This is a genomic window from Streptomyces sp. JK94, from assembly GCF_053613315.1.
On record NZ_JBSICH010000034.1, the window covers coordinates 42,590 to 63,335 of the forward strand.

The 20,746-nt window shown below is 73.8% G+C and carries 19 protein-coding genes; 7 read left to right on the forward strand and 12 right to left on the reverse strand.

Features of this window, described 5'->3' with window-relative positions; genetic code table 11:
• The first annotated feature begins 44 nt into the window (after positions 1-44).
• A complete protein-coding gene (locus ACVV2G_RS26275; protein WP_453845236.1) occupies positions 45-647 on the forward strand; it encodes a hypothetical protein in 603 nt (200 codons plus the stop codon).
• Between the two features lie 97 nt (positions 648-744).
• Positions 745-1,485, forward strand: a complete 741-nt coding sequence (locus ACVV2G_RS26280) for a 3-keto-5-aminohexanoate cleavage protein (RefSeq protein ID WP_453845237.1) — start codon at positions 745-747, stop codon at positions 1,483-1,485.
• Positions 1,486-1,598: 113 nt separating this feature from the next.
• On the opposite strand, the gene soxR is transcribed toward ACVV2G_RS26280, so the two are convergent.
• Positions 1,599-2,120, reverse strand: a complete 522-nt coding sequence (gene soxR, locus ACVV2G_RS26285) for a redox-sensitive transcriptional activator SoxR (protein WP_453845238.1) — start codon at positions 2,118-2,120, stop codon at positions 1,599-1,601.
• Between the two features lie 120 nt (positions 2,121-2,240).
• Between soxR and ACVV2G_RS26290 the strand changes: the two genes are divergently transcribed.
• Positions 2,241-2,702, forward strand: coding sequence for a MaoC family dehydratase (locus ACVV2G_RS26290; RefSeq protein WP_453845239.1), 462 nt, complete (start codon positions 2,241-2,243; stop codon positions 2,700-2,702).
• On the opposite strand, the gene ACVV2G_RS26295 is transcribed toward ACVV2G_RS26290, so the two are convergent.
• From ACVV2G_RS26295 to ACVV2G_RS26305, 3 genes are all read right to left on the reverse strand, one after another.
• Positions 2,693-3,337, reverse strand: a complete 645-nt coding sequence (locus ACVV2G_RS26295) for a TetR/AcrR family transcriptional regulator (protein ID WP_453845240.1) — start codon at positions 3,335-3,337, stop codon at positions 2,693-2,695. The genes ACVV2G_RS26290 and ACVV2G_RS26295 overlap by 10 nt on opposite strands.
• Before the next feature lie 86 nt (positions 3,338-3,423).
• Complete coding sequence (locus ACVV2G_RS26300; protein WP_453845241.1) at positions 3,424-3,714, reverse strand: YiaA/YiaB family inner membrane protein; 291 nt, start codon at positions 3,712-3,714, stop codon at positions 3,424-3,426.
• Positions 3,715-3,794: 80 nt separating this feature from the next.
• Positions 3,795-4,946: an acyl-CoA dehydrogenase family protein gene (locus ACVV2G_RS26305; protein ID WP_453845242.1), complete on the reverse strand. Its 1,152-nt coding sequence runs from the start codon at positions 4,944-4,946 to the stop codon at positions 3,795-3,797.
• A gap of 89 nt (positions 4,947-5,035) precedes the next feature.
• Between ACVV2G_RS26305 and ACVV2G_RS26310 the strand changes: the two genes are divergently transcribed.
• Complete coding sequence (locus ACVV2G_RS26310; protein WP_453845243.1) at positions 5,036-5,677, forward strand: TetR/AcrR family transcriptional regulator; 642 nt, start codon at positions 5,036-5,038, stop codon at positions 5,675-5,677.
• On the opposite strand, the gene ACVV2G_RS26315 is transcribed toward ACVV2G_RS26310, so the two are convergent.
• Positions 5,661-7,046, reverse strand: a complete 1,386-nt coding sequence (locus ACVV2G_RS26315; RefSeq protein ID WP_453845244.1) for a PP2C family protein-serine/threonine phosphatase — start codon at positions 7,044-7,046, stop codon at positions 5,661-5,663. The two genes, ACVV2G_RS26310 and ACVV2G_RS26315, sit on opposite strands and share 17 nt — an antisense overlap.
• Positions 7,047-7,484: 438 nt before the next feature.
• Here ACVV2G_RS26315 and ACVV2G_RS26320 point away from each other — a divergent pair, with 438 nt between their 5' ends.
• Positions 7,485-8,198, forward strand: coding sequence for an ArsR/SmtB family transcription factor (locus ACVV2G_RS26320; protein ID WP_453845245.1), 714 nt, complete (start codon positions 7,485-7,487; stop codon positions 8,196-8,198).
• 127 nt (positions 8,199-8,325) lie between these two features.
• On the opposite strand, the gene ACVV2G_RS26325 is transcribed toward ACVV2G_RS26320, so the two are convergent.
• From ACVV2G_RS26325 to ACVV2G_RS26355, 7 genes are all read right to left on the reverse strand, one after another.
• Entirely contained in the window at positions 8,326-9,423 is a 1,098-nt protein-coding gene (locus ACVV2G_RS26325; RefSeq protein WP_453845246.1) for a zinc-binding dehydrogenase, read from the reverse strand.
• Positions 9,424-9,444: 21 nt separating this feature from the next.
• The gene (locus tag ACVV2G_RS26330) at positions 9,445-10,833 is read right to left on the reverse strand and encodes an aldehyde dehydrogenase family protein (protein ID WP_453845247.1); all 1,389 of its coding nucleotides are present in this window, start codon (positions 10,831-10,833) and stop codon (positions 9,445-9,447) included.
• A 542-nt stretch (positions 10,834-11,375) separates the two neighbouring features.
• Positions 11,376-12,668, reverse strand: coding sequence for an MFS transporter (locus ACVV2G_RS26335; protein ID WP_453845248.1), 1,293 nt, complete (start codon positions 12,666-12,668; stop codon positions 11,376-11,378).
• A 72-nt stretch (positions 12,669-12,740) separates the two neighbouring features.
• A complete protein-coding gene (locus tag ACVV2G_RS26340; protein ID WP_453845249.1) occupies positions 12,741-14,222 on the reverse strand; it encodes a CitMHS family transporter in 1,482 nt (493 codons plus the stop codon).
• 135 nt (positions 14,223-14,357) lie between these two features.
• Complete coding sequence (locus ACVV2G_RS26345; protein ID WP_453845250.1) at positions 14,358-16,589, reverse strand: molybdopterin-dependent oxidoreductase; 2,232 nt, start codon at positions 16,587-16,589, stop codon at positions 14,358-14,360.
• Positions 16,590-17,191: 602 nt separating this feature from the next.
• Positions 17,192-17,809, reverse strand: coding sequence for a TetR/AcrR family transcriptional regulator (locus ACVV2G_RS26350; protein ID WP_453845251.1), 618 nt, complete (start codon positions 17,807-17,809; stop codon positions 17,192-17,194).
• Positions 17,810-17,909: 100 nt separating this feature from the next.
• On the reverse strand, positions 17,910-18,470 hold the full coding sequence (locus ACVV2G_RS26355; RefSeq protein WP_453845252.1) for a hypothetical protein: 561 nt from the start codon (positions 18,468-18,470) through the stop codon (positions 17,910-17,912).
• A gap of 171 nt (positions 18,471-18,641) precedes the next feature.
• Between ACVV2G_RS26355 and hmgA the strand changes: the two genes are divergently transcribed.
• Together hmgA and ACVV2G_RS26365 are read left to right on the forward strand one after the other, a co-directional pair.
• The gene (gene hmgA, locus ACVV2G_RS26360; protein WP_453845253.1) at positions 18,642-19,988 is read left to right on the forward strand and encodes a homogentisate 1,2-dioxygenase; all 1,347 of its coding nucleotides are present in this window, start codon (positions 18,642-18,644) and stop codon (positions 19,986-19,988) included.
• Entirely contained in the window at positions 19,985-20,734 is a 750-nt protein-coding gene (locus ACVV2G_RS26365) for a GntR family transcriptional regulator (protein WP_453845254.1), read from the forward strand. Before hmgA ends, ACVV2G_RS26365 begins: the two co-directional genes overlap by 4 nt.
• Positions 20,735-20,746 lie beyond the last annotated feature (12 nt).

The window sequence follows — 20,746 nt, forward strand, 5'->3', positions numbered from 1 at the left end:
AAGTGACCGAAGTACAGGTGCAGGTGTGACGGAGGTGCAGGGCGATGGCCGGTTTCCGAAGTCTGGCGAGACAGGTCCGCGATCCACGGTGCGACCTGGCGCTACGGCGCTATTCGCTGCGCAAGTGCCTTGAACGGTTCGCCCCGTACGGGCACCGGGCGACCTGGGACCATCTGTGTTCCAGGGCCGGGTTCGGCCCCGAGGACCGCTCTCCCGACCCGGCGCGGCTCGTGGCCGCACTGGAGGAGCTGGAGGCGGCGCGTTCGGTGTGGCTGGCCTACGAGGTCGAGTTCGCCGAGCGGCGCAGGAAGGAGAAGCACGACGGGCTGCGCAGGCCGGGCAGCGTGGACGACTGGCACCGGATGACCTGGGGCGGTTTCGGGGTCGCCTGGTGCGACGACCCCCGCGTCCATCCCGACGGGCCACTGGCGGAGGTGCTGCGGAACCTGATCTCCGCGCTGGAACGCGCGCCCGGGTCCGTGTGCCCGGTGTGCGACGGGGAGCGCCTCGTCTGGAAGTACGACCTGGACCACGACCCCTCGACGGGACCCGTCTGCACGGACTGCGGAATCCTCGTCCCGCGGCCCGTCCTCACTCCCGACGCACTGGCGGACGCCCGGCGGGGCCGGCTGCTGATGTCGGCCTAGCCGCCCGGGGGTGTGCGCAGGGGATGCCGCACCCCCGGCGGCCCGTACGGGACGGCGGCCGGCGCGCGTCGTCGGAGGGGTCCGGCACCATGGGGTGATGGTGCAGGTCTGTGCGAACGGTACGCGTACGAGCGCCGACGGGGCGGTGGTGCCGCTGTCGCCGGAGGCGATCGCGGGCTCCGTGGCCGAGGCGGTCGCCGCCGGGGCCACGGACGTCCACGTCCACCCCAAGAGCCCGTGCGGCCGGGACTCGTTGTCGCCGCGGATGCTGGCGGTCACGCTCGACGCGATACGGGCACGGCTGCCGGCACCGGTGCCGGTGGGCGTCACGACGGGCGCGTGGACCGAGCCCGACCCCGCCGCCCGGGCCGCGCGGGTGCGGAGTTGGACGGTCCTGCCCGACCACGCCTCGGTCAACTGGCACGAGCCGGGCGCCGAGCAGGTCGCCGCCGCGCTGATCGAGCGCGGGGTGGGCGTGGAGGCCGGCCTCTGGTCCGGCACGGACGGTGCGGCGCTGTACCTGCGCTCACCGCTCGCCCCGAAGGTGCTGCGCGTCCTGGCGGAGGTCACGGACACCGGCCCGGCGTCCGCGGAGGACTCCGCGCGCGAGCTGCTGACGGAGCTGGGCACGGCCCACGGCCGCCCCGTCCTGCTGCACGGCGAGGAGGCCGGCGCCTGGCCGGTCCTGCGCCTGGCCGGCCGTCTGGGCCTGCCGGCCCGCATCGGCCTGGAGGACACCCTGCACCTGCCGGACGGCCGCCGGGCCGCCTCGAACGCCGAGCTGGTCACCGCGGGACTGACGGAGTGGACGTCGGCGCGGCGGCACGGGCCCGGCTGAAGACGCGCCTTCCCGGCCACGGGCCCGGCGACCGCCCCTCCGCCGGTCCGGAGGGGCGGCGCGCGGCCTGCCGCGGAGCGTCCCGTGGGCGTGGCCGGTCCGCTCACGGTCCGTCAGTCGCAGCACTCCGCCCGCGGCGCACGGCCGCGGCTCGCCCGCTCGCCCGCGGCGGCGGACTCCCGGCGCTCCACCAACAGGCGCGAGCCCGTGAGGCGTTGGCCGAAGACGTCATCGGGGTTGGACAGGACGCAGGTCTCCAGGGACAGGCAGCCGCAGCCGATGCAGTCGGTGAGGTGGTCGCGCAGCCGGTTCAACTGCATGATCCGCTCGTCCAGTTCGGAACGCCAGGAGGCGGAGAGCCGGGACCAGTCCTCCTCGGTGGGCGTGCGCCCCTCCGGCAGTTCCGCGAGCGCCTCGCGGATCGTGGCGAGCGGGATGCCGACGCGCTGCGCCGCACGCACGAAGGCGACCCGGCGCAGCGTGTCACGGCTGAAGCGGCGCTGGTTGCCCGAGGTGCGGCGACTGCTGATCAGGCCCTTGGACTCGTAGAAGTGCAGGGCGGAGACGGCGGCGCCGCTGCGCGCGGCGAGCTGGCCGACCGTGAGCTCGTGGATCTTCTCGGGAATCTGAGGCACTCCTCGAACCCTACCGACCCCGTCACCCCTCCGGTCCGTTGACATGGGCTGCGCGGGCGACCATGCTAAGCAGTCGCTTAGAGTCGCGTGCACAGGTCGAGCGAGCAGGGAGGCCGGGACATGGCAGAGCCGAGGATCTTCACATCCACCGACGAGGTGAAGGCGGCGGTCGGCGAGCAGCTGGGGTACACCGACTGGCTGGACGTCGACCAGAAGCGGATCGACCTGTTCGCCGAGGCGACCGGCGATCACCAGTGGATCCACGTGGACCCGGAGAAGGCCGCCGCGGGCCCGTTCGGCACCACCATCGCGCACGGCTATCTGACCCTGTCGCTGCTCCCGCTCTTCGGGCCGCAGCTCATCCGGGTCGAGGGCGTGAAGATGGGCGTCAACTACGGCACGAACAAGGTCCGCTTCCCCTCCCCCGTCCCCGTCGGCTCGCGGCTGCGCGCCACGGCGACGATCACCGGCGTCGAGGACGTCGCCGGGGGCATCCAGGTGACCGTCGCCTTCACCGTGGAACGCGAGGGCGGCGACAAGCCCGTCTGCGTCGCCGAGTCCGTCTCGCGCTACTACGTCTGAGCGGCGCCGGACGGTTCGGCACCCACCATCCGCAGCACGAGGTCGGCGTAGAGCGCGCCGACCTCGTCGGGCGTGCGGGGGCCGTCCACGTTGAACCAGCGGGCCACGTCGATGCAGAGCGACAGCACGGCCAGCGTCGTGCCCTTGACGTCCGGCACGTCGAACTCGCCGGACGCCACGCCGTCGTCGATGATGCCGCGCACCGCGGCGTCGCACTGCCGCCGCAGCGTGAGGATCTCGTCGCGGGCCTCGGGGCCGAGCGCGTCCAGCTCGTACTGCACCACCCGCGCGGTCGTGCGCCGCCCGGCGTGCCAGCGGACGAAGGAGCCCACGGCGTCGGCGAGCCGCTCGGCCGCGCTGCCCTCACGCCGGGCCGCGGTGCGGAGGATGGCGACCGCCCGGTCGTGGCCGATCCGGCTGATGCGGTGGAGCAGCTCCTCCTTGGTCTTGTAGTGGATGTAGAGGGCGGCCGGACTCATGCCGGCGCGCCCGGCGATGTCGCGGGTCGTGGTCGCGTGGTACCCGCGCTCGGCGAAGGCCTCCACCGCGGCGACCAGGAGCCGCCGGGCCGCGTCCGGGGTGACCTCTGCCCACGGCTCGGTGTCGCCGCCCGTCTTCTCGGCCGCCGTACTCATCGCTTGTTCGCCCCTCTCGGTGACAGGAGCACCACCATACCGCCGAAGCTGAGCGGTCGCTTAGGGGCGGCGCCCCGGCGGGCGCGTCAGCCCAGCTTCTCGAAGGGGTCGTGTTCGGCGAGGAGCTTCTCCAGCCGGGCCTGGTCGACACGGCTCACGATCTGCCCCGCCTCCTGCCGGTCACGAATGATCTTGGCCAGGGTGAAGGCCGAGGTGACCAGGTACAGGACGGCGATGGCGAGGAAGGCCCGCACCCAGGCGTCGGCCTGGAGGTGGTAGATGCCGATGGCGGTGGCGGCCATGGCGACCGCGAACGAGACGACGGCCTGCCCGTAGAAGGCGGCGGTGCTCTGCTGCTTGACCGGTGTGTCACTCATGAGGACAAGCGTCGGCGGATGTGGCGGGTGCCACATCCGCCGGAGTACTCAGTTCTCGTACTCAGAGGGGTGCGCGGGACTCAGAAGGCCGACACCCCGGTCAGCGCCCGCCCGATGACCAGCTTCTGGATCTGGCTGGTGCCCTCGTAGAGGGTCATCACGCGGGCGTCGCGCAGCAGCTTCCCGGCCGGGTACTCGTCGATGTAGCCGTAGCCGCCGAAGACCTGCAGGGCGTTGTTCGCGGCGCGGACGGCGGCCTCCGAGGCGAAGAGCTTGGCCTTGGAGGACTCCACCGTGAAGGGCAGGCCGCGGTCGATCAGGTCGGCGACCCGCCAGGTCAGCAGCCGGGCCGCGTCGACGTCGAGGGCGATGTCGCTGATCAGCTCCTGCACCAGCTGGTGGTGGGCGATGGTCTTCCCGAACTGCTCGCGCTCCCCCGCGTACCGCACGGCCGCGTCCAGGGCCGCCTGGGCGATGCCGACGCAGCCCGCCGCGACCGACATCCGCCCCTTGGCCAGGGCCGACATGGCGACCGAGAAACCCTTGCCCTCGGGGGCGAGCAGGGCGGAGGCGGGGACGCGGACGTCCTCCAGGACCAGTTCGGCGGTGGCCTGTCCGCGCAGGCCGAGCTTGCCGTGGAGGGTGCGGCGGGTCAGGCCGGGCGTGTCGGTGGGCACCAGGAAGGCGGAGACGCCCTTGTGGCCGGGGGCGTCCGTGGAGCGGGCGAAGAGCAGCACCACGTCGGCCCAGGTGCCGTTGGTGATGAACATCTTGGTGCCGTTGACGACGAAGTCGTCGCCGTCGCGGACCGCGCGGGTGGACAGGTTCCCGGCGTCCGAACCCGTGCCGGGCTCGGTCAGGCCGAAGCAGCCGACGTACTCCCCGGAGGTGAGGCCCGGCAGCCAGCGCCGCTTCTGCTCCTCGTCGCCCCAGGCGGCGACGGTCTTGGCGACCAGCCCCAGGGAGACCGAGACGATGCCGCGCACCGAGCTGTCGCCGCGGCCCAGCTCCTCCGTCACCAGGCAGTAGGCGAGGTGGTCGCCGCCGGAGCCGCCGTACTCCTCGTCGATCGTGAGCCCGAGGAAGCCGACCTCGCCGAGCTTCTTCACGATCCCCCGGTCGACTTCCTCGGCGCGGTCCCAGGCGACGGCGTTGGGGGCGATCTCACGCTCCACGAAGTCCCGGGCGAGCTGCCGTACGGCGTTCTGCTCCTCGCTGAGCTCCAGGTTCATGCCGAGTCACCCCACAGAAAAGGAATCTTGAAATCCGTACATTTAAATTAGCACTGCTAGTTTCCGTCCGCAGCCCTACTATGTGCGCCATGGCCCGACCGCGCAAGCCCCTGCTCAGCACCGACCGGATCGTCGAGGCGGCCCGCGCTCTGGTGGACGCGGAGGGCCTCACGGCCGTCTCCACCCGCCGGCTCGCGGCGGAGCTGGGGGTCAGCGGGCCCTCGCTCTACAACCACTTCCGCACCAAGGACGAGATCCTGGAGGCGGTCGCGGACTCGGTGAGCGCACAGGTCGACCTGTCGATGTTCGAGGACGGCCGGGGCTGGCGGACCGCGCTGCACGACTGGGCCGTCTCCTACCGGGCGGCCCTGCGCGACCACCCGAACATCGTCCCGGTACTCGCCCACGGCCCCGGCCGCCGCCCGGCCGCGCTGCACCTCGCGGACGCCGTCTACGGCGCGATGGTCGAGGCGGGCTGGCCGCCGGCCCAGGCCACGTCCATCGGCGCGCTGATGCGCTACTTCGTCATGGGTTCCGCGCTGGGCTCGTTCGCCGGCGGTTTCCCGGACGACGCCGGCGCCTACGACCCGTCCGACTACCCGCACCTCCAGCAGGCCCACCGGCTCGCCGAGCACCAGGAGAAGATCGACGAGCGGGCGTTCGAGACCGGCCTCGCGGCTCTGCTGGACGGGCTGGCGCAGCAGTACGAGGGGCTCACGCGGGACGGCTAGGGACGCCCAGGGCGAGCAGGGCGGTGTCGTCGTCGACACCGTCGCCGAGCTTCTCCAGCAGTGCGGCCACGGCGGCGATCACGTCGCCGGGCGCCGTCGACGCCTGGCGGGCGGCGAAGTCCCGCAGCCGTTCCTCGCCGTAGAGGGTGGTGCGCTCGGGGTCCGTGCGGGCCTCGGTCAGACCGTCGGTGTAGAGCAGCAGGGTGTCGCCGGGCTCGAGGACGGCGGTGGCGGGGGTGAAGGAGGCGTCGGGCAGCGCGCCGACCAGCATGCCGCCGGGGGTGGGGAGGTAGTCGGCCCGCCCCGGGCCGTCGACCGGGGCGCCGGCCCGCAGCAGGAGGGCCGGCGGGTGGCCGCCGGAGGCGAGGTGGACCCTGGTACGGCCGCGGACGGCGTCCGGCTCGACGACGCCGACGACGGCGGTGCAGTGGCGCGGGTCGGCCTCGACGGCGTAGCGCTCGTGCAGGACGGCGTTGAGGGTGGTGAGGGCGCTGACCGGGTCGGAGTCGTGGAAGACGGCCGCCCGCAGGGTGTAGCGGGTGAGGGAGGTGACGGCGGCGGCCTGGGGCCCCTTGCCGCTCACGTCGCCGAGGAAGAAGGCCCAGCGCCGGGCGTCGAGGGCGAACAGGTCGTAGAAGTCGCCGCCGAGCCGGTCGGGTGAGGCCGTGTGGTAGTACGAGGCCACCTCCAGGCCGGGGACGGTGGGCAGCTCGGCGGGCAGCAGGGCCTGCTGGAGCACGGCGAGGGCGTCGGTCAGCCGGGCCCGGTCGGCCTCGGAGCGGCAGCGTGCCGCCTCCGCCTCCCGCCGTGCCGCCTCCGCCTCCCGGCGTGCCTCCTCGGCCTCCCGCCGCGCCGCCTCGGCCAGGTCGCGGGCCTCGTCGGCGGCTGCCCTGCGGCGCAGCAGCTCCTCCTCGTAGGCGCGCCTGCCGGAGGCGTCGAAGACGGTGGTGCGGATCAGGGCCGGCTCGCCCTCCGCGTTCCGTGCGACCACGGCGGAGACGAGCACCGGCAGTCGTCCGCCCCCGGCCGTCCGCATCTCCAGCGCGATCCCGCCGATCTCGCCCCGCATGCCCAGCAGGGGTGCGAAGTGGGTCTCGTGGTAGAGCCTGCCGCCGACGGTGAGCAGGTCGGCGAAACGCTTGTGGCCCACGACCTCGCCCCGCCCGAGGCCGAGCCAGTCCAGGAGCGTCGCGTTGATCTTGGTGACGGTGCCGTCCATGGTCGTGGACAGGAAACCGCAGGGGGCGGAGTCGTAGAGCGCCTCGGCGCTGTCCTCCGGGCCGCCGGGCGCGCCGCCGACGGGCACCGCCCGACCGTCCCGGTCGCCGTCGGCGCCGGGGGCGGGGTCAGGAGCCTTACGGGGTGCCATGGAGACGGTCCAGGAAGTCGGGTGCGGCGTCGGTGGTGTCCCCGGGGGCGCCGGGTGCGGGGCAGTGTCCGGTGGCGTCTGGAGAGACCGGAGTGGCCGGAACGACCGGAGTGGCCGGAGTGACCGGAGTGACCCGAGCGGCCGGAGTGACCGGACGGGCGTCGGAGCCCAGCGGCCGGACGAGCGCGTCGGCTCCCCGGGGAGCGATGACGGCCACGGCGCACTCGGGGACCGGTGTGGACACCTTCACCCTCTTCAAGTCCCCACGGTCGTCCGAGAGGAACGTGGTAGGCACGAAGACGCGGACCGTCGCCCCGCCGATCGCGCGGAAGCCGCCGGCCGGCGCCTGCGCGCGGACGCCGGACGACGCGTACCGCTCGGGGTCCCGGGCCGGACGCTTCGGCGTCCGCCGAACCGTCCGTGTCGCATGCTGGGGGCATGACCGCGAAGGACCCCGGAGCCCCGGGACTCGCCCGGCTGGCCGGGCTGATCGCCGACGAGACCCGCGCCGCGTGCCTGCTGGCCCTGCTCGACGGCCGGGCCTGGACCGCCGGTGAGCTGGCCCGGCACGCGGGGGTGGCCGCCTCCACGCTCAGCGGGCACCTGGGCAGGCTCGTCGCGGGCGGGCTGCTCGCCGAGGAGCGGCAGGGGCGCCACCGGTACGTGCGGCTGGCCGGTCCCGGGGTCGCGCACCTGGTGGAGGACCTCGCCGCACAGGTCGCGCCGGAGGCCGCGGCACGGCGACCGCGCACGCTGCGCGCGTCGAACGCCGGCTCCGCGATGGCGCGCGGGCGCACCTGCTCCGACCACCTGGCCGGGCGGCTCGGTATCACGCTCACCGACGCGCTCACCGGGCGCGGGCTGCTGCGCCAGGACACCGGCTTCGCCCTCACCGACGCGGGGCTCGGCTGGTTCGAGGCCGCCGGAATCCCCCTGGAGCCCACCGGGCGCCGGCCACTGGCCCGGGCCTGCCTCGACTGGACCGAGCGCCGCCCCCACCTCGCCGGCGTCGCGGGCGCGGCCCTGTGCCGGCACGCGCTGGACGCGGGCTGGTGCGTGCGCGTCGGCTCCGAGCGGGCGGTGAAGGTCACACCGGCGGGCGAGGACGCGCTGTCCCGGCTGCTGGGCCTCGACCCGGCGGTGCTGCGCTGAGCGTGCGTCTCCCCGTCCGGAATCCGCCGGTGCGCCCCCTGCTGCCGTCCCTGCCGGCCGCCGTAGGGCGGCTCCGCGGCCCTGGAAGGCCCGCGGAGCCGCGCCCGGGGGACGCCGGCCGCTCTGGCTAGAACACCACCAGCGCCCGGCCGCCCTTGCCCGCCAGCATGTTCTCGAAGGCCGCCGGGATGCCGTCCAGCGCGATCCGCTCGGTGACCAGGGAGCCCAGGTCCAGCCGCCCGGCGCGGACGTGCTCGGCCAGCACCGGGAGGTCGCGGGCGGGGTCGGCGTTGCCGTAGACGCAGCCGGCGAGGGTGCGTCCCCAGTGGAAGATCTCCAGGGCGTTGAAGGTGACCTGCTGGTCCTTGCCGCCGATGCCGACGACCGTGGTGCGGCCCCCGCGCCGCGTCGATTCCCAGGCGGTGCGGATGGTGACGGCCCGGCCGACGCACTCGACGGCCACGTCGACGCCCTGCTTGCCGGTGAGGGCGCGGATCTCGCGGGCGGTGGTGTCGGAGGCGACGAGGTAGTCGGTGGCGCCGGCGGCGCGGGCCAGCTCTTCCTTCTCGGGGGACACGTCGACGGCGACGATCTTCGAGGCGCCCGCGATACGGGCCGACTGGAGCGCGGCCAGGCCCACTCCTCCGACGCCGAACACCGCGACGGTCTCGCCCTCCCGGACCTTCGCCGCGTGGTGGACGGCTCCGTACCCGGTGAGGACGGCGCAGCCGAGCAGCGCCGCGTCGGTGAGGGGGATGCCGTCGGGGACGGGCAGCACGCAGCCGGCGCTCACCACCGTCTCCTCGGCGAAGGCGGCGACGTTGAGCCCGGGGTGCAGGTCGGTGCCGTCGTCGGCGCGGCGGGCGTGCACGTTCGCCGCGCCGGCCAGGGCGTTCACGCACAGCCAGACCTCGCCGAGCGAGCAGGCGTGGCAGGCTCCGCAGCTCGGCGCCCAGTTGAGGACGACCTCGTCGCCGACGGCGACGTGCGTGACACCGTCGCCGACGGCGAGGACCGTTCCGGCCCCCTCGTGGCCGAGGACGGCGGGGACCGGCACGCGCATGGTGCCGTTGGACAGGGACAGGTCGGAGTGGCAGACGCCGGCGGCGGCGAGCTTCACGTGGACCTGGCCGGGGCCGGGTTCCGGCAGCTCGATCCCGGTGAGTTCCAGCGGGGCGCCTACGGCGGGTACGACGGCGGCACGGACAGCGGTACGGACGGCCATGACGTGGACAACTCCCCGGAGCTAGAACTGGAGGGACTTGGTCTGGAGGTACTCGGACAGGCCGTGCGAGCCCAGCTCGCGGCCCACGCCGGACTGCTTGTAGCCGCCGAAGGGCGCCAGCGGATTGAACCGCCCGCCGTTGATGTCGACCTGGCCGGTGTCCATGCGGCGGGCGAAGGCGACCGCCTCGGCCTCCTCCCCGGCCCAGACGGCGCCGGAGAGGCCGTACACCGTGCCGTTGGCGATCCGCAGGGCGTCCTCCTCGTCCTCGTAGCGGAGGATGGACAGGACCGGCCCGAAGATCTCCTCCTGGGCGACGGTCATCCCCTCGGTCACGTCGGCGAAGACCGTCGGGCTGACGAAGTACCCCTGCTCGCGGGGCGCCTCGGGGCCGCCCGCGGCAAGGCGCGCGCCCTCGGCGACGCCCTTCTCGATGTAACCGCGTACGCGCTCCTGCTGCTTGGCGTTGACGACCGGGCCGATCCGGTCGCCGTACTTGGCGGCGGCCTCGGCGGCCAGCTCCACGGCCTCGTCGTACTGGTCGCGGTGGACCAGCATGCGGGTCCAGGCGCTGCAGGTCTGACCGGAGTTGGACATGACGTTGGCCACGCCCACGTTCACGGCCTTGGCCAGGTCGGCGCTGGGCAGGATGACGTTGGCGGACTTGCCGCCGAGTTCCAGGGCGACCTTCTTGACGGCGGCGCCGGCGACGGCACCGATCCGCCGGCCCACGGCCGTGGAGCCGGTGAAGGAGACCAGGTCGACGCCCGGGTGCTCGACGAGGGCCTGCCCGGCGACCGGGCCGAGGCCGGTGACCAGGTTGAAGACGCCCGCCGGGACGCCCGCCTCGTGCACCGCCTCCGTGAAGAGCTGGGCGGTGAGCGGGGTGTCCTCGGCGGGCTTCAGCACGATCGCGCAGCCGGCCGCGAGCGCCGGGGCGACCTTGGCGACGATCTGGTGGAGGGGGTAGTTCCAGGGGGTGATGGCGCCGACCACGCCGATCGGTTCGTGGTGGACGACGGAGTTGCCGACCTTCTCCTCGAAGGCGTACGTCGCCGCCAGCTCGGCGTAGGAGCCCGCGACCGCGATCGGAGCGCCGGCGTGCACGGCCTGGGAGAACTTCAGCGGTGAGCCGAGTTCGGCGGTGACCGTCTCGGCGATCTCGTCCTTGCGGGCCACCAGCACGTCCCGCAGGGCGGCCAGGCGCGCGGCCCGCTCGGCGGGCGGGGTCGCGGCCCAGCCCGGCAGGGCGGCGCGGGCGGCCCGTACGGCGGTATCGACGTCCAGGGCGTTGCCGGCCGGGACCTTGCCGATCACCTGCTCGTCGGCCGGGTTCACGACGTCGATCGTGTCCCGGCCGTCGGCGGGGCGCCAGGCTCCGTCGATGTACATGCCGTCATGTGCCTTCATCGCGTTCCTTCCGGGCGGGCCTCGTCGTCCGGCCCCAAACTAGCGCCGATAGTTTTACGGCACCAGGGGCGACCCCCATGGTGGCGCGGGTCACCCTCCCGGAGGGCGGACACCGGCGGGCTCGCCCCTCCGGATCCGGCAGCCGCGCGGGGCGGGGCGGATCCGTCCGCCGTGCTGGTCGAAACGGTATGTGCGCGGCCGGGGGAAGACACCGGACCCGATCTCGCTGCCGGCGTCCGGCTGGTGAGAAGACGGACGGCCGCATCCAGTCGGCGGGCTGCCTCGGGAAGGGCCGCAGGGGTGTGGGACGTGGGGCGTGCGGGAGGAAGCCGGGCGGCACGCCGAAAGCGGTGCCTGCCGCACCGGAGGCGACCCCGGCCGCCCCGGAAGACGTCCCGCCGCCTCGGAAGCCGCCCCGGCCGCCGTGGAAAGAGGTCCCGCCGCTTCGAAGGCCGCCCCGCCGCCTTGGAGGCGGTCCCAGGGCAGCGAGGCAGCGCCTCCGAGGCGGTCCGGAGGCGGCTCCGGGCCCTCGGACGGAACAGCTAGCGGGCCGTGCGGCGCGGTGTGCGCCGGGCTCCAGGAGGTAGAGGGACGGGTTCCCGGGTGGGCGGTCCGTATCCCGGCGGTCCGTCCTCCGGCTGCTCGTCCCCGGGCGCCTCGTCCCCGGGCGAGCCGGAGCGGGAGCGCAGGGCGACGCCCGAGGACAGGAGCAGCAGCGCGCCGAGCGTCACGAACGGCGCCGCCGCACCCGCGACGCCGGCGATCAGACCGGCCGCGGCGGGTGCCGCGACCTGGCCGAGGCGGTTGCCGGTCAGCCGGAGGGCCAGGGCGGTGGAGCGGGCTCCGTCGGGCGCCGCCTGGACGACGGTCGTCATGGACAGTGGCTGGCCGACGCCGAGACAGAAGCCGAGGACGGCCAGCATCGGCGCGAGCACCCACACCGGCACCGGCAGCGCGACGCCGGCGCACAGCAGGGCGGCCAGCAGACAGGTGACCGTGAGCAGCGCGGTGCGGCCGAGCAGGCGCAGCAGGGGGGTCAGCACCAGCCGGCAGGCGATCGTGGCCGCCGCGCGCAGGCTGAGCAGGAGGCCGATCACGGTCGGGGAGATGCCCCGGTGCTCGCCGACCACCGGCAGGTAGGCGGTGAGGATGTCGGTCGCGGACAGGACGGACAGGCTGATCAGGATGCCCGCGGGCACCCCCCGGGTACGCAGGATGCTCCCGACGGGTACGCGCGCGCCCTGTTCCGTACGGAGCCCGGCGGCCGTCGGGTGCTCCGTGCGCCACAGCGAGGTGAACGCCATCGCCGCGCCCGCGCCCGCGACCACCAGGGCGAGCGCGCTGCTGCCCGCCATGTCGTGCCCGCCGATCAGCGCACCCGCCGCGATGGGTCCGACCAGTTGGCCGAGCGAGGCGCCGATCGTGAAGTGACCGAAGTTGCGGTCCTGTTCGTGCGGCGCGGACTGGCGGGCGACCAGCGACTGGGCGCCGATGACGAAGCAGAGGTGGCCGAGGCCCATGACGCCGCTCCACAGGGCCATCGTCCACAGGGAGCCGGCGATGCCGCTCAGCACGCAGCCGCCGGCGATGAGCACCACGCCGGCGGGCAGCAGCGGCGCGCAGCGGCCGTGGTCGGTGCGGCGGCCGAGCGGAACGGCGGCGAACAGCGGCAGCAGCGCGTACACCCCGGCGATGACGCCGACCGCCCGTTCGTCCGCGCCCAGCGCGAGGGCCCGGTAGGAGACGGCGGGCCGGGCCATCGACACCGCCCCCTGCGCGAAGCCGAAGGCGATGACCAGGCGGAGCAGCCAGCCGCGGTTCCCACCGGGCGCCATGAGCGTGTCCTTCCCGAACTGCCGGTCCGCGGACCGGCCTCCGGACGAGTCCCCGAGGTGCCGGTCCGGTGATCAGATGATGCCGAACAGGATGCCCGCCGCGAGGATGACCAGGCTCGTCAGGACCGCCCACTTCACCACGAACCTGGTGTGGTCGCCGAACTCGACCTTGGCCATGCCGACCAGGACGTACACCGCCGGGACCAGCGGGCTGGACATGTGCAGCGGCTGGCCGACGATCGAGGCGCGGGCGATCTCCAGCGTCGACACGCCGTGTGCCTGGCCGGCTTCGGCGAGCACCGGCAGGACGCCGAAGTAGAAGCCGTCGTTCGACATGAAGTAGGTGAGCGGCAGGCTCAGCAGGCCGGTGACCAGGCCCATGTGCGGGCCCATGCCCTCGGGGATGGTGTCCACCAGCCAGTTGGCCATGTGGTCGACCATGCCGGTGCCGGTGAGGACGCCGGTGAAGACGGCGGCGGCGAAGACCATGCCGGAGACGTTGAGGACGTTGTCGGCGTGGGCCGCGATCCGGGCCTTCTGGTCGGGGATGTGCGGGAAGTTGACGGTGAGCGCGAGCGCGGCGCCGAGCAGGAAGAGCACCGGGATCGGCAGCAGCGCCATGATCATGGCGGTGAGCAGGGTGACCGTGAGCAGCGCGTTGAACCAGTAGAGCCGGGGGCGCAGGGTGGCCCGGTTCGGGTCGAGGCCCTGGAAGTCGTCGTCGGACCCGTCGTCCCGCACGGTGGAGTCACCCGAACCCACCGGCTCCCCGCCACCCGCGGCGGAGACGGACGCGCTGCCCGTGCCGGCACCGGCTCGCGAACCGGCATGCCCACCCGCACCCGCTGCCGCTCCCGTACCCGCACCGGGTTCCGCCCCCGCACCGACCAGCACCGTCTCCCGCTCCGGCTCGTGCACCAGCTCCTCGTCCAGCGTCAGCGTGCCCACCCGCCGGCGCTCGCGCAGCCCGAGCACGTACGCGAGGACGACGACGGCGAGCAGACCGACGGCCAGGGCCGGGATCATCGGGACGAAGATGTCGGTGGCGTCGACCTTCAGCGCGGTGGCGGCGCGGGCGGTGGGGCCGCCCCAGGGCAGGGTGTTCATCACACCGTTGGCCATCGCGGCGATGCCGGTCATGACGACCAGGCTCATCTTCAGGCGCTTGTACAGCGGGTACATCGCCGAGACCGTGATCATGAAGGTGGTGGAGCCGTCGCCGTCCAGCGAGACGATCGCGGCGAGCAGGGCCGTACCGACGACGATCCGCATCGGGTCGGCCTTGCAGAACTTCAGGATGATCCGGACGATCGGGTCGAAGAGTCCGACGTCGATCATCACCCCGAAGTAGACGATCGCGAACATGAGCATCGCCGCGGTGGGGGCGAGGCTGGACACGCCGTCGATGACGTAGTCACCGAGTTCGGCGCCCTTGCCGACGAACACGCAGAACAGCGCGGGAATCAGCACGAGCGCCGCGATCGGCGACATCTTCTTCATCATGATCAGGACCAGGAAGGTCGCGATCATGGCGAAGCCGAGGATGGTCAGCATGAATGAGTACCTAACGTTCGCCCTTGAACATCCCACCGGGGCAGGCGGTGCGAGCGACGTTAGGTGCCGCCGAGCTGAGCCAACAAGACGTTGACACGCGAGCAATAAGCGCAGAACTCCAGGTCACGGCTTTGCTCAGGTCACCGGGCCGATTTCCACGGGGACACCGTTGAGGACCGCGTTGCCCGAGAGCGGGTCGAGCAGGCTGCCGTCGAGGAGCTGGTTGACGTTGGCGCCGGGCTCGGTGGCGGCGTGGGTGAGGCGGGTGCCCGGCCGGTCGTGACCCCAGCCGTGCGGGAGGCTGACCACACCCGGCCGGACGGCGTCGGTGACCTCCGCGGGGACGGTCACCTCTCCCCCGGCACCCTTCACGCGCACGCTCGCCCCGCCGCGCACACCGAGCCGTTCGGCGTCGTCGGGGTGGAGGTGCAGGGTGCAGCGGTTGGAGCCGCCGGTGAGGGCCGGGAGGTTGTGCATCCAGCTGTTGTTGGACCTCAGGTGGCGGCGGCCGACCAGGACGAGTCCCTCGGGACGCTCGGTCAGGGCCCGCCGCAGGCGTGGCAGGTCGCCGGCGATCGGCTCCGGCAGCAGCTCGACCTTGCCGCTGCGGGTCCGCAGCGGCTGCGGCAGACGGGGACGCAGCGGGCCGAGGTCGATGCCGTGCGGACGGGCGAGGAGCCGTTCGAGGGTCAGTCCGTCCGGGCGTGCGCCGAAGCCGTCGCCGTAGGGGCCGAGGCGCAGCATCATGTCGAGCCGCCGTTCGGGGCCGCTCTCGCCGGTGAGCTGTGCGGTCAGCTCGCCGGGGTCCCGTCCGTGCACGGGTGAGCGCGGGTCCCGGACGGCCTTGCCGAGGGTCTGCTCGACCACCATGGCGTCGACGGCGGCCGGGTCGGCGCCGTGCGTGCCGGTGGCGGCCAGGGTCAGCCGGGCCAGGATCTCGGTCTCGGCCATGCGGCCGGGCTGCAGGGGGACGGCGGGGCGGGTGTAGCGGACCTGGTTGCGCACCGCGAGGGTGTTGAGGGCGAAGTCGTGGTGCGGGCTCTGGGCTGGCGGGGGCGGCGGCAGGACGACGTGGGCGTGGCGCGAGGTCTCGTTCAGGTAGGGGTCGACGCTGACCATGAAGTCGAGCGAGTCCAGCGCCTTGTCGAGCCGGTCGCCGTCCGGGGCGGACAGGACGGGGTTGGCCGCGACGGTGATCAGCGCGCGGATCGGCTCGCCCTCCCCGGTGGGGGTGTCGATCTCCTCGGCGAGGGCGGACAGGGGCAGTTCCCCCTTCGCCTCGGGATGCCGGCTCACGCGGGAGTGCCAGCGGCCGAGCGCGAACCCGCGGCCGGGCCCGGCGGGGCGGGGCGTGCGGTCCGTGGCCGCCTGCGGGAAGAGGGCGCCGCCGGGCCGGTCGAGGTTGCCGGTGAGGACGTTGAGGACGTCCACGAGCCAGCTGGCGAGGGTGCCGTGCGGGACGGTGCAGCTGCCGATGCGGCCGTAGACGGCGGCGGTGGGGGCGGCGGCGAGTTCGCGGGCGAGGGCGCGCGTCACGCCGGCGTCCACGTCGCAGGCGGCGGCGACGGACTCCGGGGTGAAGTCGCGTACGGCGTCGGCGAGTTCCGCCACGCCCTCGACGTGCGGGGCGAGGGTGCCGAGGTCCACCAGGTCCTCCTCGAACAGCACCTGGGCCATCGCGGCCAGGAGGAGGGCGTCGGTGCCGGGGCGGATCGCCACGTGCCGGTCGGCGAGCTTCGCGGTGCGGGTGCGGCGGGGGTCGATGACGGTGAGGGTGCCGCCGCGGGCCCTGAGGGCCTTGAGCCGGCCGGGGAAGTCGGGCGCGGTGCACAGGCTGCCGTTGGACTCCAGCGGGTTGGCGCCGATGAGCAGCAGGTGGTCGGTGCGGTCGAGGTCGGGCACCGGGATGGCGTTCGCGTCGCCGAAGAGCAGTCCGCTGGAGACGTGCTTGGGCATCTGGTCGACCGTCGAGGCGGTGAAGAGGCTGCGGGTGCCGAGGCCGCCGACCAGGAGGGAGGGGTAGAGGGCGCCGGCCATGGTGTGCACGTTGGGGTTGCCGAGGACGACGCCGGCGGAGTGCGGGCCGTACCGCTCGACGACGGACCGCACACCGGCGGCGACCGCGTCGAACGCCTCCTCCCAGGTGGCCTCGCGCAGCTCGCCGTCCCTGCGCACCAGGGGTGTGCGCAGCCGGTCGGGGTCGGAGTCGGCGGCCCCGAAGGAGGCGCCCTTGGGGCAGATGAACCCCCGGCTGAAGACGTCGTCGCGGTCACCGCGGGCGGCGGTGACCGCGGTGCCGTCGATGGTGAGGGCCAGGCCGCAGGTGGCCTCGCACAGGGGACAGATACGCAGGGCGGTGCGGGACACGGATCCTCCGGGAGGCGGCGGCTGGGGCTGCTCGGACGTGGAACCTCGCAAGGAGCATACCGACCGGTAGGCATGCAGGGGAGGGCTCGCGGCGACTCGTCGGCTCGGGGGAGGCCGGGCCCGGGTCGGCCGCGTCCCCCGCCGGTACGTCGGCCGGACCGCGGGACCGGACCCGCACATCCGCCGGGCCACGGACCGGACCCGCGCACCCACCAGACCACGGACCCGACCGGCGGTTGGCAACGCCCCCTGCCGGTACGTCGGCCGGACCGCGGGACCGGACCCGCACATCCGCCGGGCCACGGACCCGACCGGCACACCCACCGAACCGCAGGACTGCACCGGCACACCCACCGGACCCCGGACCTGCGGAGGAGCCGTTCAGGTCGGCGCGCCGGGCCCGTGAGGACACCCCGGGCCGACATCCCGGCCGGACCCGCGAGCACGGTCAGGCCGGTGCGTCGGCCGTGCCCGTGAGGACACCCCGGGCCGAGATGCCGACCGGACCCATGAGGACGATCCAGACCGGCACACCGGCCGGCCCGAAGGGACGGCGAAGGCCGGCCCGTCGGCCGACCCCATGGGCAGCTCGGGCCGGCACGTCAGCCGAGCACGCGCCCCAGGTACGCCCGCAGCAGTTCCCGGGCCTCCTCGATGATCTTCTCGTCCCCGTCCGGCGCGACCCGGAAGGCGAGCTGCACCAGGGTGTCGGCGGTCTCCACGGCGACGAGGAAGGCGCGGCGCAGGTCGTCGTCGGGGCGGCGGCCCAGGTAGCCGGAGAGCAGTTCGGTGAGCCGGTCGGCGACCCGGTGGTTCGGGACGGCGTGGCGGTGGCCGACCGGGATCTGGTTGCCGAAGTCGATCAGGCAGAAGCCGGGCGCGGTCCGCTTCATCGCCAGGTACTCGTCGAGCACCGCGTCCAGCGCCCCGCGCCAGCCGCCGTCAGCCGCCTGCGTCAGCCGCTCGGTCACGCGTTCCGCGTAGCGCTCCAGGTTCCGCTGGGCGAGCGCGTCCGCCATCTGCCGCTTGTTGCCGAAGAAGCGGTACACCGAGCCGATGGGGACGTCCGCGCGCTGGGCGACGGCCCGGGTGCTCAGGGCGTCGTAGCCGACCTCGTCGAGGAGGTCGGCGCAGGCGTCGAGGATGCGGGTCAGCCGTTCGGCGCTGCGCCGCTGCACGGGGGCACGGCGTATCGGGGTCGCAGGGGACACGGTCCTCATGATGCCCTCCCGCCGCGGCCCGGTGAACTGCGGCCTCCGGCACGGCCGAAGGCACCTCCCGTACCCTCGCGGCGCCGGGGAGGGGCGGCGGCGACCGCGCTCACCGGCCCGCCGCCCGTCCGGCCGAGCCCTGGCCCTTGATCTCCTCGGGCTCCGTGGGCTCCGCGCCCGACGCCGTGATGTCCGCCGTGCTCTCGACGGGCTCGCCGTCGACGGCCCAGACGGTGCCGTCGTCGGCGTGGAGGCGGACCGTGACCTGGTGCGTGCCGCGCGGGACGAGGGCGGCGGCGAGGCGGTGCTCCGGTCCGCGCAGGCGGGTGACGAGTTCGCCGTCGAGGAAGAGGTGGGCGACGCCGCGGCCGGCCACCGCCTTCGCCTCCGCGCCGGCGGGCGAGAACCGGAAGTTCCGGACGGTCAGGCGTACGTCCCAGCCGTCACCGGTCTCGGGCTGCACCTCGATGCCGACCTCGGGCGCCCGCTCGCCGTCCACCTCGCGGTAGCGCCGGCCCTCCTCGTCGGTGGTGTCGAGCAGCCTGCCCACCGGTGTGGCCGAACCCCGGGCCTCCGGTTCCCCGGCACCACTGGAGCCGCAGCCCGCGGGTCCGGTCAGCAGCAGGACACAGACCGCGAGCACGGTGGGTACTCCGCGCGTCCACGACATGACGGGAGACTAGAACACCGGTCCGAGCGTGCGTATCCCCCCGGGGTCCGGTTCCGGTCATCCTCCCCGGGAGGGACCCGGGCGGCACCGCAGGACCCGTACGCCCCCTTGCGCGCGGGAAACCGCAATCCTACGGTGTGCCATAGGAATCGGACGGCGAGGGAGCGATCAATGACCGGGGACGCGCGGAAGACCGCGGAGGGACTGGCCTACCTGTCCGGATTCGGCAACGAGCACAGCTCGCAGGCCGTTGCGGGCGCACTGCCCGAGGGCCGGAACTCACCGCAGCGGGCGCCTCTCGGGCTGTACGCGGAGCAGTTGAGCGGCACGGCGTTCACGGAGCCGAGGGCCGACAACCGGCGTTCGTGGCTGTACCGCATCCGCCCGTCGGCCGCGCACCCCGCGTTCACCCGCACGGGCAACGGCGCGATCCGGACGGCGCCCTTCACCCAGGCCGTGCCCGACCCGAACCGGCTGCGCTGGAACCCCCTGCCCCGGCCCGGGGCCGGCACGGACTTCCTGGCGGGACTGTGGACGCTCGGCGGCAACGGCGACGTCACCCAGCGCACGGGCATGGCCGTGCACCTGTACCACGCCACGGCCTCCATGGAGCGCGTCCTCAGCGACGCGGACGGGGAGCTGCTGATCGTCCCGGAGCGCGGCGGCCTGCTGCTGCGCACCGAGTTCGGGCTGCTGCACGCCGAGCCGGGCCACGTCGCGCTGATCCCGCGCGGGGTCCGCTTCCGCGTGGAGCTGCTCGACGAGGACGCCCGCGGTTACGTGTGCGAGAACTACGGCGCCCCCTTCCGCCTCCCCGACCTCGGCCCGATCGGCGCCAACGGCCTGGCCAACGCCCGGGACTTCCGGGCGCCGGTCGCCGCGTACGAGGACGTCGAGGGTCCGGTGGAGGTGGTCAACAAGTTCTGCGGCAACCTCTGGAGCGCCGTCTACGACCACTCCCCGCTCGACGTGGTCGCCTGGCACGGCAACCATGTGCCCTACGTCTACGACCTGCGCCGTTTCAACGTCATCGGCTCCATCTCGTACGACCACCCGGACCCGTCGATCTTCACGGTGCTCACCTCCCCGTCGGACACCCCGGGCCTCGCGGGCGTCGACTTCGTGGTCTTCGCGCCGCGCTGGCTGGTGGGCGAGGACACCTTCCGGCCGCCGTACTTCCACCGGAACGTGATGAGCGAGTACATGGGCCTGATCGAGGGCGCCTACGACGCCAAGGCCGAGGGCTTCGTGCCGGGCGGCGGCTCGCTGCACAACATGATGTCGGCCCACGGCCCGGACCGGGAGACCTTCGACCGGGCGAGCGCCGCCGAGCTGAAGCCGCAGCGGATCGACGACGGGCTGGCGTTCATGTTCGAGACCCGGTGGCCGGTGACCCTCACGCCCCAGGCGGCCCGCGCCGAGCACCTGCAACCGCGCTACGACGACGTCTGGCAGGGCCTGGAGCGTCACTTCCGGCCCTTGCACCGAGGATTGCCTACCGGTACGGATGGCCCGTGACCTCCTTCGCCCCGGACTCCATCGTCCTCAACCGCAAGCTGCCGCTCTGGTACCAGGTGTCGCAGTCGCTGCGCGCCTCGATACTCGGCCGCTCGCCCCGGGACCCGCTGCGCCTGCCCACCGAGGAGCAGTTGGCCGGCCACTACGGGGTGAGCGTGCTGACCATGCGGCAGGCGCTGAAGGAACTGGAGGACGAGGGGCTGATCACCCGCCACCGCAGGCGCGGCACGTTCATCGAGCCGCACGCCAGACGGGGCGCCCCGGTGCGGCTGCTGGGCTCGGTGGACGCGATCGTGGCGCAGCAGTCCGGCATGAGGACCGAGCTGCTGGGCCACGGCACCGGCCCGGTCCCGCCCGGACTGGCCGAGCACTTCCCGGACCTGGCCGAGACGGCGACGTACCACCGGCTGCGTTGTGACGAGAGGACGGGCGAGCCCACCAATCACGCCCGCAACTACGTCCGTCCCGAAGTCGCCGCCCGGGTCGACGTGGACGATCTGGCCCGCTGGCCGATGACGAAGGTGCTGCGGGACGTGGTGGGCATGGACATCAGCCGGATCACGGACACCGTGGAGGCCCGGCTCGCGGACCCGGAGACCGCCCGGCTGCTCGAAGTCCCGCTGCTCAGCCCGATCCTGCACTACACGGGCATCACGTACGACACGGCGGGGCGGGTGCTGGACGTCGCCGTCATCCACTACCGGGGCGACCGCTTCTCCTTCACGGTCACCCTGGACGCCACCTGAGACCCGGGTGCC